12 protein-coding genes are annotated in these 12,813 nt (G+C 72.9%); 3 read left to right on the plus strand and 9 right to left on the minus strand.

From position 1 onward, the window contains the following. Window positions 1–97 precede the first annotated feature (97 nt). Window positions 98–580 (plus strand): hypothetical protein, encoded by a 483-nt coding sequence (locus tag Q0967_RS05000; RefSeq protein ID WP_299449345.1) that lies wholly within the window; start codon window positions 98–100, stop codon window positions 578–580. A gap of 52 nt (window positions 581–632) precedes the next feature. On the opposite strand, the gene Q0967_RS17400 is transcribed toward Q0967_RS05000, so the two are convergent. Together Q0967_RS17400 and Q0967_RS05015 are read right to left on the minus strand one after the other, a co-directional pair. Continuing rightward, window positions 633–2,393, minus strand: coding sequence for an ROK family glucokinase (locus Q0967_RS17400; protein ID WP_367181610.1), 1,761 nt, complete (start codon window positions 2,391–2,393; stop codon window positions 633–635). After that, on the minus strand, window positions 2,390–3,346 hold the full coding sequence (locus Q0967_RS05015) for an ROK family glucokinase (protein ID WP_298885392.1): 957 nt from the start codon (window positions 3,344–3,346) through the stop codon (window positions 2,390–2,392). Before Q0967_RS05015 ends, Q0967_RS17400 begins: the two co-directional genes overlap by 4 nt. 82 nt (window positions 3,347–3,428) lie before the next feature. Between Q0967_RS05015 and Q0967_RS05020 the strand changes: the two genes are divergently transcribed. Next, complete coding sequence (locus Q0967_RS05020) at window positions 3,429–5,213, plus strand: long-chain fatty acid--CoA ligase (RefSeq protein ID WP_299449348.1); 1,785 nt, start codon at window positions 3,429–3,431, stop codon at window positions 5,211–5,213. Window positions 5,214–5,239: 26 nt separating this feature from the next. On the opposite strand, the gene Q0967_RS05025 is transcribed toward Q0967_RS05020, so the two are convergent. After that, window positions 5,240–5,617, minus strand: a complete 378-nt coding sequence (locus tag Q0967_RS05025; protein WP_299449351.1) for a hypothetical protein — start codon at window positions 5,615–5,617, stop codon at window positions 5,240–5,242. Window positions 5,618–5,703: 86 nt separating this feature from the next. Between Q0967_RS05025 and Q0967_RS05030 the strand changes: the two genes are divergently transcribed. After that, entirely contained in the window at window positions 5,704–7,527 is a 1,824-nt protein-coding gene (locus tag Q0967_RS05030; RefSeq protein ID WP_299449353.1) for a DEDD exonuclease domain-containing protein, read from the plus strand. Window positions 7,528–7,537: 10 nt separating this feature from the next. Here the strand turns inward: Q0967_RS05030 and Q0967_RS05035 are convergent, their stop codons facing one another. The 6 genes from Q0967_RS05035 to Q0967_RS05060 form a co-directional block, all read right to left on the minus strand. Continuing rightward, on the minus strand, window positions 7,538–7,819 hold the full coding sequence (locus Q0967_RS05035) for an Lrp/AsnC family transcriptional regulator (protein WP_298885400.1): 282 nt from the start codon (window positions 7,817–7,819) through the stop codon (window positions 7,538–7,540). Between the two features lie 23 nt (window positions 7,820–7,842). Next, window positions 7,843–8,178, minus strand: a complete 336-nt coding sequence (locus tag Q0967_RS05040; RefSeq protein ID WP_298885402.1) for a metallopeptidase family protein — start codon at window positions 8,176–8,178, stop codon at window positions 7,843–7,845. Between the two features lie 103 nt (window positions 8,179–8,281). Then, window positions 8,282–10,090: a ubiquinol-cytochrome c reductase cytochrome b subunit gene (locus Q0967_RS05045; protein ID WP_299449357.1), complete on the minus strand. Its 1,809-nt coding sequence runs from the start codon at window positions 10,088–10,090 to the stop codon at window positions 8,282–8,284. 2 nt (window positions 10,091–10,092) lie between these two features. Then, window positions 10,093–11,181, minus strand: coding sequence for a ubiquinol-cytochrome c reductase iron-sulfur subunit (locus Q0967_RS05050; protein ID WP_299449360.1), 1,089 nt, complete (start codon window positions 11,179–11,181; stop codon window positions 10,093–10,095). 3 nt (window positions 11,182–11,184) lie between these two features. Continuing rightward, complete coding sequence (locus tag Q0967_RS05055; protein ID WP_298885408.1) at window positions 11,185–11,988, minus strand: c-type cytochrome; 804 nt, start codon at window positions 11,986–11,988, stop codon at window positions 11,185–11,187. A gap of 56 nt (window positions 11,989–12,044) precedes the next feature. Next, window positions 12,045–12,641 (minus strand): heme-copper oxidase subunit III, encoded by a 597-nt coding sequence (locus Q0967_RS05060; protein ID WP_174964972.1) that lies wholly within the window; start codon window positions 12,639–12,641, stop codon window positions 12,045–12,047. Window positions 12,642–12,813 lie beyond the last annotated feature (172 nt).

Genomic DNA, 12,813 nt, shown 5'->3' on the forward strand with positions numbered 1-12,813 from the left:
GTCCGCCGCGCCGCGGGCGCCGGTCTGCGCGCTGACTCTACCCCCGGGAGGCCCGCGCCGCGTCGGACCGACCCGGGCACCGTGCGAGACTGGTGCGGTGAGCCACCGCAGCCCCGAGGACGGCCCCGTCGACCCCGACGTGGACCGGGTCTTCCGCGAGATCGTGGCGGGCCTGCGCGGTGAGGCCGACGCCCAGCACCGGGGGGCGGTCAACCCGCCCTGGCCCTCCGCCCCGGACCCCGAGCCGACGTCCGGGCGCCCCACTCACCTCGGCCCGCGGACCCCGGAGGGCATGGCGACCGACCACCGGTCCTACGAGCCACCGGAGATGGAGGACGACGAGCACTTCGTTCCCCCGCCGCCGGAGCCCCTGCCGGCCGGTGACCTGCATTTCTGGGGCATCGTCGTCGGTCTGGTCGTCGGCCCGCTGCTCGTGGTGCTCGCGGCGGTCGTGCCCCTGCTGCACCCCGTCTTCGCGGGCGTGGGGGCGCTCCTGGCCATCGGGGGGTTCGTCCTGCTGGTGCTGCGCCAGCCGCGGCGCCGGCCGCCCTTCGACGGGGACGACGGCGCCCGGGTCTGAGCCGCGCCGGACGCCGCACCTCGCGCCCGACTGACCCGTGTCGGGGCCCTCCTCAGACCTCGAGATCCACCCAGACCGGCAGGTGGTCGCTGGCCTCGCGCACCGGCATACCCTCCAGCAGGGCGGGGTCCCCGGGCTGGGCATCCCGGTGGCCCCGGGCGAACACCGCGTCGATGTGGCGGTGCGGCTGGTGGGCGGGGAACGTCGGCCGGTCGGCGCTGACCTCCTGCAGCCCGTCGGCCAGCATCCGCCACGCCGCCCCGTCGCGCTCCTCGTTGAGGTCGCCGCCCAGCACGAGGGGGACGTCCTCGGAGCCGGCCCGCGACGCGGCGAGCTCGGCCAGGACCGTGCCGGTGTGCTGCTCCCGCTGCTCGGCCCGCAGGGACAGGTGGACGGACACGACGTCCAGCTGCGGTCCCTCCGGCAGCCGGACCCGGGTCGTGGTGTAGCTGCGCGGGTTCTCCCGCAGCCCGACGCGCAGCCGGCGGTCCACCGAGTCGGCCGCGGTCACCCGCAGGGACGTCATGAGGCCGGTGCCGCTGAGCAGCCTGGTGCGGCCGGACCAGAGCAGGTCGCAGCTGCGGGCGAAGGAGCTGATGGCGTACTCCGAGCCCGGGTGACGGGGCAGCTCCTGCAGCAGCAGGACGTCAGGGCGGATCGCGCGGACGACGGCGGCGGCCGCGTCCGCGCTGTCCTTGAGTCCGCGCAGGTTGTAGCTGGCGACACGCAGGAAGGGCATGAGTTCATCCTCCCCCACCCCACCGGAGGACCCGGTATGCGGGGTCACCGGCCCCCCCGCCCGGCGCGGGAAGGTCGCCCGGTCGCGGCGGCGGGCCAGGTCGGCCGCCCCGACGACACCGGCCCGCTGCCCCAGCCGTGCCGCCAGGACGGGTGGGACCGGCCGGTGGCCGCGGCCGACGAGGCTGCCGGCGAGGGTCTCGCGCGCCGGGTCGAGCAGGAGGTCACCGGCCCCGCTGACGCCACCCCCGACGACGACGGTGCCCGGGTCGAGGGAGCCCACGACACCGGCCAGACCCGTCCCCAGCCACCGCCCGACCTCGGCCAGGATCGTCCGGCTCGTGGGGTCCCCGTCGCGCGCGGCCCGCCAGACGTGCTCCCCGGTGATCCCGGACGGTCCCCCACCCGGACAGGCGTCCCGCAGCCCCGCGGCGGCCGGACCTCCGACCCGCAGCGCCTCCTGGGCCAGCCGGGCGAGCGCCCGGCCCGAGGCGTACTGCTCCCAGCACCCCTGGTTGCCGCACTCGCACGGCAGCCCCCCGGGGACCAGCTGCTGGTGCCCGAACTCCCCGGCCAGCCCGTGGCGCCCGCGCTGCAGCCGGCCGTGGGTGAGGATGGCACCGCCGATGCCGGTCCCCAGGGTCAGCACGACCAGGTGGCTCTCCCCCTGACCGGCCCCGAACCGGTGCTCGGCCCAGGCCGCGGCGTGCGCGTCGTTGTCGAGCACCACCGGGCGCCCGAGCCGTGCTGCCAGGGTGTCCCGCAGCGGCTCGTCCCGCCAGGACAGGTGCGGCGCGAAGACCACGCGGCCCCGGTCGGCGTCCACGAAGCCGGCCGCCCCCACCCCGACCGGCACGCGGGCGCGGACCCCGGGCGGCACCTGCTGCAGGAGCTCCTGCACCACCTCGACGACGAGGCCCTCCACGACGGCGGCCGCGGCCGTGCGCGCGGGGGTCCGGCGGTAGGCCTCGGACGTCACCCGGCCCTGCGCGTCGACCAGGCCTGCCTTGACGTGGGTCCCCCCGACGTCGACACCGACGGCCGGGAGCGCGGGGGCCTCGGTCGGGTCGCTCACACCCGGCGCGAGGCGAGGTCTGCCGCCCCGATCATCCCTGCCTCGTTGCCGAGCTCGGCCAGCACCACCGGGGTGATGTCGCGATGTCCCCGTCCGGTGAGGTGGCGGGCGAAGGCGCGCCGGGCCGGCTGCAGGAGGAGGTCGCCGGCCGCCGAGACCCCACCGCCGATGACGAGCAGCCCGGGGTCGAGGATGGCGGCGAGGGACGCCAGTCCCTCCCCGGCCCAGCGACCGACGTCCTCGAGGAGCTCCTGGGCCGCCGGGTCCCCGCCCTGGGCCACCTGGGTCACCATGACCCCGGTGAGGGCGGCCGGGTCACCCCCGCAGGCGTCCGACAACGCGCCGGCGTGCGGGCTGCCGCCGGCCACCAGGTCGCGCGCCTCCCGCACCAGGGCGCTGCCGGAGGCATACACCTCCCAGCAGCCCTTGTTGCCGCACCCGCACCGGTGGCCGTCCGGGACCATCCGCATGTGGCCCACCTCGGCCGCCATCCCGTGCGTGCCCCTGACGAGCTCACCGTCCACGACGATGCCCCCGCCGACGCCGGTACCCAGGGTGATGAGCACCATCTCCTCGGCGTCGCGGGCGGCGCCGAAGCGGAACTCTCCCCAGGCGGCCGCGTTGGCGTCGTTCTCCAGCACGACCGGCAGGCCGGTGGCCTGCTCCAGCCGCTCCCGCAGCGGCTCGTCGCGCCAGGCGAGGTTGGGGGCGAAGACGACGAGGTCACCGGAGCGGTCGATGAAGCCGGCGCACGCCACCCCGACCGCCTCGATCGGGCGGTCCGGGCCCAGCTGCTCCGCCAGCTCGCGCAGCAGGTCGGCGACGGCGGTCACGATGTCGTCCGGCGCCTGCGCCGGGGTCTCGCGCAGCGCCTGCTCCAGGATGGTGCCGTCCTGGACCGCGCTGGCCGCGATCTTGGTGCCTCCGATGTCCACGCCGACGCAGGTCCTCACCCGTTCACCTTATCGGGCGAGGGTAGGGTGAGCCCGCCCGAGTGAAGCCGATCCGTGAAGGGGAGCTGCTGTCGTGTCCGAGGTGTCCGTCCCTCCCCTGGCGACCGGGTCCGGGACCGGAAACCTCGTGGACTACCTGCTCGGGTGGGCGCACCGGGAGCCGTCCCGCGTCCTGGCCTCGACCCGGGACGGGGACACCTGGCACGACGTCACCGCGATCGAGCTGCAGCGGCGGGTCGACCGCCTGGCCAAGGGCTTCCTCGCCGCCGGCATCCGCCCGGGTGACCGGGTGGCGCTGATGAGCAGGACGCGCCTGGAGTGGACCGTGACCGACCTGGCGCTGTGGAGCGCCGGAGCGGTGCCGGTGCCCGTCTACGAGACCAGCTCCGCCGACCAGGTGAGGTGGATCTGCCAGGACTCAGGAGCGGTCGCCATCATCGTCGAGGACGCCGCGATGCGAGCCGTCGTCACCCGCTGCCGCGACGACCTGCCAGAGCTGCGCGACGTGTGGCAGATCGAGTCGGGGTCGCTGGAGGAGCTGGCCGCAGCAGGGCTCGAGGTCGCGGACGCCGAGCTGGAGGCCCGCCGCACCAGCGTCGACCGCGGAGATCTCGCCACGATCATCTACACCTCCGGGACGACCGGGGCGCCCCGGGGCTGCGAGCTGACCCACGGCAACTTCATCGCTCTGGCCGACAACGCCTGCGAACGGCTCAGCATCGTCGTCGAGGCCCCGGGCGCCGCGAACCTCCTCTTCCTCCCGCTGGCGCACGTCTTCGCCCGGTTCATCCAGGTGGTCTGCCTGCGGGCGGGCGTGCGCCTGGGGCACAGCCCGGACGCCCGCACCCTGCTGGAGGACCTGGCCGGCTTCGGCCCGACCTTCGTGCTGGCGGTGCCGCGGGTCTTCGAGAAGATCTACGCCGCCGCCGAGCAGCGGGCGCAGGCCTCGGGGCGGGCCGCTGTCTTCCGGTGGGCGGCCCGGGTCGCCGAGACCCACAGCCGGGCGGTGGACACCGGGTCGGTCGGACCCGGCCTGCGGCTGCAGCACGCCGTCGCCGACCGCCTGGTCCTGAGCCGCCTGCGCGCCTCGCTGGGCGGCCGGGTGCGCTATGCCATCTCCGGCGGGGCCGCGTTGGGGGCACGGCTCGGGCACGTCTTCCGGGGCGCGGGCATCGTCGTGCTCGAGGGGTACGGCCTGACCGAGACCACGGCACCCGCCACCGTCAACACCCCCGACCAGCTGCGCATCGGGACCGTCGGGCGGCCCCTGCCCGGGGTCGCGGTGCGGGTCGACGACAGCGGCGAGATCCTCGTCCAGGGCGTGGGGGTGTTCCGCGGCTACCGCCACGACCCGGCGGGCACCGAGGCGGTCCTGCGGGAAGGGTGGCTGCGGACCGGGGACCTGGGCGAGCTGGACGCAGACGGGTTCCTGCGCATCACCGGCCGCAGCAAGGAGGTCATCGTCACCGCCGGTGGCAAGAACGTCGTCCCTGGCCCCTGGGAGGACCGGCTGCGGAGCCATCCGCTCGTCTCGCACTGCATGGTCGTCGGGGAGGCCCGGCCCTTCGTCGCGGCGCTGGTGACGCTGGACGCCGACCTGCTGCCCGACTGGCTGGAGCACCGGGGCCTCGGCGGGCTGCCGCCCGAGGAGGTCGTCGCGCATCCCCTCCTGCGGCAGGAGATCCAGGCCGCGGTGGACGGGGCCAACGCCACGGTCAGCCGCGCCGAGTCGATCCGCGCCTTCACCGTGCTGGCCGAGGACTTCACCGTCGAGGCCGGGACGCTCACCCCGTCGCTGAAGCTGCGCCGACACGTCGTGGCCGCGTCGCACGCCGAGCAGATCGAGGCGATCTACCGCCCACGATGACGTCGGCCCGGACGACCACCCCGACCTCAGCCCGCCGCCGCGCGCCGGGACGGGCTGAGGGCGGCCCGGGCGTCGCGCGCCTCGGCGGGCGTGACCAGCCCGGCACGGACGAAGGCACCGACGGCGGCCAGCTCGTCCGTGTCCAGTCGTGCGGTCCCGTGCTGCTGGACCGGCTGGTCCCCGGCCGGTGGCTCCTGCGCCGCCGGGTCGGCACCGGGGGCCGACCCGGGGGCTGACGCAGGCGCCGGGTCGTCGAGCCAGAGACGACCGAGGACCGGCACGAAGCAGTCCCCACAGTGGCGGCCGCGGACCGGGCACGTCTGGCAGTCGATGAGCGTGACCGCCCGGTCGTGCGGGGGCGGTGGTGTGGTCGGGTACGGGTTCACAGGGTCCACCTCCTTCATGCCGACGACGCTAGGGGCGGGCACCGACATACCCCGTGGCGACGTCCTCCCCCGGTCTGTCGGTGGCCCCACCTAGCCTCGGCGGTATGCAGACGCTGGACACGGGGCGTGGCCCCTCGGGCCGCTCCTCCGACCCGGGAGGCCCGGGGACCTACACGCAGGAGACCTTCGGCGACCTCGGCACCCCCCTGTCGGAGGTCACCTTCGTGGTGGTCGACCTCGAGACCACCGGCGGATCGCCCGCGGGGTCGCAGATCACCGAGGTGGGTGCCGTCAAGGTGCGGGGCGGGCAGGTCCTCGGGGAGTTCCAGACCCTCGTGCGCCCCGCCACGCCCATCCCGGGGTTCATCACGGTCCTGACCGGCATCACCAACGCCATGGTGGTGCAGGCCCCGCCCATCTCGGTCGTCCTCCCCCAGTTCCTGGAGTTCGCCCGGGGCAGCGTCCTGGTGGCGCACAACGCCGGCTTCGACGTCTCCTTCCTCAAGGCCGCCGCCACCGAGACCGGGCACCCGTGGCCCTCCTTCCCCGTGCTCGACACCGTCCGCCTGGCCCGCCAGCTCGTGCACAAGGACGAGGCCCCCAACCACAAGCTGGCCAGCCTGGCCCGGTTGTTCGGGTCCGCCACCACGCCCGACCACCGGGCACTGCACGACGCCCGGGCCACCGTCGACGTCCTGCACGGGTTGGTCGAGCGGGTGGGCAACCTCGGGGTGCACACCCTGGAGGAGCTGCAGTCCTACAGCTCGCGGGTCAGCCCGGCACAACGGCGCAAGCGCGTGCTGGCGGAGGCCATGCCGTCGGCCCCCGGCGTCTACGTCTTCCGCGATCGCGCAGGCGTGCCGCTCTACGTCGGCACCGCCAGCGACCTGCGGCGCCGCACGCTCAGCTACTTCACGGCCTCGGAGGGCCGACGACGGATGACGGAGATGGTGGGACTCGCCGACTCCCTGACCCCCATCGTGTGCGCCACCGCCCTGGAGGCCTCGGTCCGCGAGCTGCGGCTCATCGCCGAGCACAAGCCGCGCTACAACCGTCGGTCACGGCACCCGGAGAAGGCCGTGTGGGTGCGCTTGACCGACGAGCCGTTCCCCCGGTTGTCCGTCGTCCGCTCGGTCCGGGACGACCGCGCGCAGTATGCCGGGCCGTTCGGCTCGCGCCGGACCGCCGAGGCTGCCGTCACGGCGCTGCACGAGGTCGTCCCCCTGCGGCAGTGCACCCGCCGCCTCTCCGAGCGCTCTCCCGGCTCGAGCGCCTGCGTGCTGCTGGAGATCGGCCGGTGCGGGGGGCCGTGCGTCGGGGCGCAGAGCAGGGACGACTACGCGCAGGTGGTCCAGCAGGCGGCACGGGCGCTGGTCGGCAGCACGACCGACGTCGTGGCCGCCCTGCGCGCGCGGCTGGACGAGCTGGCCGGGCAGGAACGCTTCGAGGAGGCTCGCACGCTGCGGGACCGGATGATGGCCCTGGTGCGGGCCGCGGCGCGGGGCCAGCGGCTCAGACCGCTGTCGCGCTCCTCCGAGGTGGTCGCCGCCCGACGGCGCGAGGAGGGAGGCTGGGAACTGGTCTGCGTCCGCTACGGACGACTCGCCGGCGCCTCCCTGAGCCCGCGTGGCGCGGACCCCATGCCCTACGTCGAGGCACTACGCGAGACCGCGGAGGTGGTCTCCCGGCCCGAGGGCTCGGACGCGCCCGCGGCGCTGGCGGAGGAGACCGAGCTGGTGCTGCGCTGGCTCGAGGCCCCGGGTGTGCGGCTGGTCGACCTCGAGGGCGAGTGGACCTGCCCCGTGGGGGGTGCAGGCGCGAGCCGCGCCCTGCTCGAGCCCGGTGCGGCGTCCTGGTCGACCACCGAGCCCGCTGCGGGGCGCGAGGCCCGACCGTTCGACCGACCGGTCGGCGCACTCCCCGGCTGAGCGGTCGGCCTCAGTGCTCCAGACCCAGGGAGAAGCCCGCCTCGAGGTCGGAGGAGGAGTAGGCGCGGAAGGAGATGTGGGTGGTGGTCTCCAGCACCCCGCCCACCTTGTTGAGACGGTCGGCGATGACATCGGCGAAGTCCTCGTGCTGCTGCACCCGCGCGATCGCGATGAGGTCCACGTCCCCGGTGACGGAGTAGACCTCCCGGATCCCGTCGATCTCGGCGATCTCCTGGGCGACCTCGGGGATGCGACCGACCTCGGCCTTGATCATGACGATGGCAGAAATCACCTGCTCACTGTAGCCCCCAACGGTCAGCCCCACCCGAGCTCGTGCAGACGGGAGTCGTCGATCCCGAAGTGGTGCGCGATCTCGTGCACCACCGTCACCGCGATCTCGTCCAGCAGCTCCTCGCGGTCGGCGCACATGCGCAGCAGCGGACCCCGGTAGACGAAGATGCGGTCCGGCAGCTGGGCGCCCCAGTCACGCTCGGTGAGCGGGACGCCGTCGTAGAGACCCAGCAGGTCCGGCTCCTCGGGTGGGGGCTCGTCCTCGACGAGGAAGACGACGTTGTCGAGCCGGGCCATCAACGGCGGGGGGACGAGGTCCAGCGAGTCCCCGACGGCCTCCTCGAACTCCTCCACCGACATGTCCAGCGGGTCCCCCTGCTGGGACGCGGCGTGCTCGGACCCCGGACGCGACGGCGCCCCGCCGTCCGTCTCCGGGGCAGGGCGCGGTCGCTCGGGCTGGTGCTCAGTGATGGTGCGTAGGTGCCTGGACCGCGGAGCCGTGCCCCTCGGAGAAGTCGTCGTCACCGGTGCTGTCGTTGACCGGCGCGCCCAGCTGCGGGATCGATGGCGACTCCAGCGCGTCGTGCTCGCCGTGGTGGTGGGCCGCCGCCAGCTCGGCCGGCGTCACCGCCGTGACCGCGTCCTTGTAGAAGAAGGAGGACACCGCCGCCTGCGCGCCCGCGAGCGGGCCGCGCCGACGGGCGACGCCGCGGCTGTCGACGTCCGGGCCCTGGGTGAGACCCAGCGGCGTCGGCGTGTCGTAGTCCACGAGGGCCCAGCGCTCGAACTCGTCCAGCGGCTCGTGCGCCTCGAAGAACCGGCCCTCCGGGGTGCGGACGATGCGCCCGGTCTCGTTGCCGTGCAGGACCCGCTCGCGGTCGTGGCGCTGCAACGACAGGCACAGCCGCTTGGTGACGACGAACACCAGGACCGGGAGCACGAAGAACATGGTCCGGAAGAGGATCGTCAGGTCGTTGATCGACAACCCCAGCTTGATGGCCAGGATGTCGTTGACGCACGCCAGCGCCAGGACGAGGTACATCGAGATGGCCGCGGCACCGATCGCCGTCCGGGTCGGGGCGTTGCGCGGGCGCTGCAGGATGTGGTGCTCGCGCTTGTCGCCGGTGACCCAGGCCTCGAGGAACGGGTAGGCACCCAGGACCACCCACACGAGGGGCAGCAGGACCAGCGACCCGAGGAAGATGTTGAAGCTCCAGACGGTCCCGAACAGGGTGAACTCCAACCAGCCTGGGAGCAGACGCAGGGCACCGTCGGAGAACCACATGTAGAAGTCCGGCTGGCTGCCCGCCGTCACCTGGGTCGGGTCGTAGGGCCCGTAGACCCACACCCCGTTGATCTGCACGAGAGCCGAGACCAGCGCGGTGATGCCGAAGACGACGAAGAAGAACCCACCGGCCTTGGCGGCGTAGACCGGCATGATCGGGAAGCCGACGACGTTGTCGTTGGTCCGTCCCGGGCCGGGGTACTGGGTGTGCTTGTGGACCACGACGAGAGCCAGGTGCAGCACGAAGAGCCCGACGAGGATCGCGGGGATCAGCAGCACGTGCGCGATGTAGAGGCGCGGGATGATGGCCTCACCGGGGAACTCACCGCCGAAGACGAAGAAGGTCATCCAGGTGCCGATGACGGGCGCCGACATCATGAAGCCGTTCATCGCCCGGATGCCGGTGCCGGAGAGCAGGTCGTCCGGGAGCGAGTAGCCGGCGAAGCCCTCGATGATCGCCAGCAGCGACAGGACGACACCGATGAGCCAGTTGATCTCCCGCGGCTTGCGGAAGGCACCGGTGAAGAAGACGCGCGCGGCGTGCAGCGCGATGCCGACGATGAAGAACAGCGCCGACCAGTGGTGCAGCTGCCGGATGAGCAGTCCGCCCTTGACCTCGAAGCTGATGTCGAGGGTGGAGGCGTAGGCCTCGGACATGCCGACGCCCTTGAGCGGGACGTAGTCGCCGTCGTAGACCACGTGGCCCATGCTGGGGACGTACCAGAGCGTCAGGAACGTCCCGGTGATGAGCGCGATGATCATCGAGTACATCGCGATCTCGCCGAGCAGGAAGCTCCAGTGGTCGGGGAAGACCTTCTTCAGGGCGAAGCGCAGGCCCTTGGCCGCCCCCACCCGTTCGTCGGCCCAGACCAGCGCGCCGGGGAACTTGGCGTCCGGCGAGGACTGGTCGGTCTGGCTGGCCGGACGCTCCGGCGGGGTCTCATCGGTGCGCAGGTGACCGGCGCCCTGGGGAACGTGCGTCGTCATGACTACTCAACTCCCATCAAGCCCGGGCGCTCGCGCTCCCAGAAGCTCGGTCCGACGGGCTCGCGGAACGGTCCCGCGGCCACGATGTATCCATCGCCGTCGACCGTGATCGGCAGCTGAGGCAGGGCCCGCTTGGCCGGCCCGAAGATGACGTTGCAGTCGTCGGTCATGTCGAAGGTCGACTGGTGGCACGGGCACAGCAGGTGGTGCGTCTGCTGCTCGTACAGCGCCACGGGGCACCCCACGTGCGTGCACACCTTGGAGTAGGCCACGATGCCCTCGTAGCCCCACTCGCGCTGCTTCTGGCTCTTGATGAGGGAGGGGTCGAGGCGGACCACGATCACCTGGTCCTTGGCCTTGGCGATCATCGCCTCCTCGGCCCCGTGCTCCTCGACCGCCTCGTGGCCCACCCAGCCGTCCGGCATGACGTGGAACACCGAGCCCTGGGTGACGTCTCCCGCCCGGATCGCCGCACCCGAGGGGTCGATCCGCAGCAGGGTGCCCTCCGCCCAGTTGGTGGTGTAGAGCCCTTGCGGACGCGGGCCCAGCCCGGCGATGACCGGGAGGACGATCGGGAGCGCGAAGAGCCCCAGCGCTCCCCCGGCCGACCCGAGGAGGGCCGAGCGCCGGTTGAGCTGGGAGCTGCGCCAGCCGTGCGACAGGGTCTGCGCCACCGCCTCGCGGTCGTCGTCTCCGGAGACCTGGGGGTGGCGCTGCTCCACCACCTCCTCGTCCGGCATGAGCGTCTTGGCCCAGTGGATGGCACCCAGGCCGATACCGAGGAGCGACACCCCCATGGTGACGCCGATCGCGAGGTGGAAGAGGTTGATCTCACCGATACCGAGGAGGTAGCCCTTGAGGTCCGGGTCGATGACGAAGTAGGCGACGACGAACGCGATGGACGCCAGCGCCGACAGGGTGAAGAGCACGACGACCTGGATCTCGGCGCGCTTGGCGGCCTTGGGGTCCCCGTCGGCGCGCCGGGGCACGTGCGGAGGAAGACCCGGGTTCTGGAACGTCTCGGACCTGGCCGGGGCGGCCGCGTCGTCGCGCATGGCGGGTGCGGTGTCGTCGTGGTGGGGGTTCGCCATACCTCAGGCCGCCTTTCGTCCGAGCCACACGGCAGCGCCGATGAAGGCCAGGATGCCGATGGTCCACGCGAAGAGGGCGTCGCCGGCCGGACCCAGGCTGCCCAGCGTGTGGCCGCCCTGGTCGTTGGCACCGTCCTCGATGCTCTTGAGGAAGGCGATCACGTCTCGCTTCTCCTCGGGGGTGATGTTCTGGTCGTTGAACACCGGCATGGACTGCGGGCCGGTGAGCATGGCCTCGTAGATGTGCTGCGCATCCACGCCCATGAGGGTCGGGGCGTACTTGCCCCTGGTCAGGGCACCTCCGGTGCCCGAGGAGTTGTGGCACATGGCGCAGTTGGTGCGGTAGACCGCCCCACCGTTGGCAGCGTCGCCCTGGGAGGCGTCGAGCCACTGCTCCTCCGGGACGTCGGGACCCGGGGCGAGGGAGTCGACGTAGACGGCGAGGGCCTCGATCTGCTCGTCGCTGAAGTGCACCTGGGAGATGTTGCGCTCGGCCTGGACGCCCGGCGCCGGCAGCGGCATCCGGCCGGTGGCCACCTGGAAGTCCACCGCGGCGGCGCCCACGCCGTAGAGGGAGGGGCCCGCCTCGCCGTTGCCCTCGGCGTTGGCGCCGTGGCAGGAGGCGCAGTTGGCAAGGAAGAGTTGACGGCCCTCGCCGAGCTGCTCCTGGGAGGCACCCTCGGCCGAGGTCCCCGGTGCCGCGCCGGTCTGCAGGGCGGCGTAGGCGGTGCCCGTGAAGGTCAGGCCCAGGAACAGGAGCATGAGCAGCGCCAGCGGGCTGCGACGGCGGGCGGCGAGGGAGCTCACTCGGCGGTCCTTCCGGGGTTCGGGGACGGCGGGACGGGGGCGGAGGTGCGGACGTCTCATTGCAGCAGGTAGATGACCGCGAACAACGCGATCCACACGACGTCGACGAAGTGCCAGTAGTAGGAGGTGACCACCGCGCCGGTGGCCTGCGCGTGGGTGTAGCGCTTGGCGGTGAAGCTGCGGCCGATGATGAGGAGGAAGGCGATGAGCCCGCCGGTCACGTGCAGGCCGTGGAATCCCGTGGTGATGAAGAAGACCGAGCCGTAGGGGTCGGCGGTGGGGGTCAGGCCCTCCATGGTCAGCGTGGCGTACTCCCAGACCTGCCCGGCGATGAAGGTCGCGCCGAAGAGATAGGTGAGGGTGTACCACTCGCGCATGCCCCAGCCGGTGTCCCCCAGCGGGTTGCCGATGTGGAACAGGCTGCCGGTGCGGTGCGGGATGCCCCGCTCGGCCTTCCACACCCCGAACTGGCACCACACGGAGGAGATGACGAGGATCATCGTGTTGATGGTGGCGAAGGTGACGTCGAGGTACTCGGTGCGCTCGGCCCACAGGTCGGGAGAGACCGAGCGGATGGTGAAGTACATCGCGAACAGCCCGGCGAAGAACATGATCTCGCTGCCCAGCCAGACCATCGTGCCGACCGCGACCATGTTGGGCCGCGTCGCCGGTCCGTGCGCGGTCGCGTGGAACCGGTCAGCGTCGCTCAGGGTTGCTGCAGGAGATGTCGCCACAGGCCCATCTTAGGCCCATCGCGGCACAGCACGCGCGGCCACCCCGCCGCACGCGCTCCCGTGCTGGCTCCGGGTCCGGCGGCTCGGTAGG

The organism is uncultured Serinicoccus sp. (assembly GCF_947500995.1).
In the GTDB taxonomy this organism is placed as follows: Bacteria; Actinomycetota; Actinomycetes; order Actinomycetales; family Dermatophilaceae; genus Ornithinicoccus.

Excerpts from the sequence above, each read along its gene's own strand:
- Q0967_RS05060 (WP_174964972.1), bottom strand. The coding sequence starts at position 12,641 with ATGGTCGCGGTCGGCACGATGGTCTGGCTGGGCAGCGAGATCATGTTC.
- Q0967_RS05030 (WP_299449353.1), top strand. The coding sequence starts at position 5,704 with ATGCAGACGCTGGACACGGGGCGTGGCCCCTCGGGCCGCTCCTCCGAC.
- Q0967_RS05025 (WP_299449351.1), bottom strand. The coding sequence starts at position 5,617 with ATGAAGGAGGTGGACCCTGTGAACCCGTACCCGACCACACCACCGCCC.
- Q0967_RS05040 (WP_298885402.1), bottom strand. The coding sequence starts at position 8,178 with ATGTCGGTGGAGGAGTTCGAGGAGGCCGTCGGGGACTCGCTGGACCTC.
- Q0967_RS05045 (WP_299449357.1), bottom strand. The coding sequence starts at position 10,090 with ATGACGACGCACGTTCCCCAGGGCGCCGGTCACCTGCGCACCGATGAG.
- Q0967_RS05050 (WP_299449360.1), bottom strand. The coding sequence starts at position 11,181 with ATGGCGAACCCCCACCACGACGACACCGCACCCGCCATGCGCGACGAC.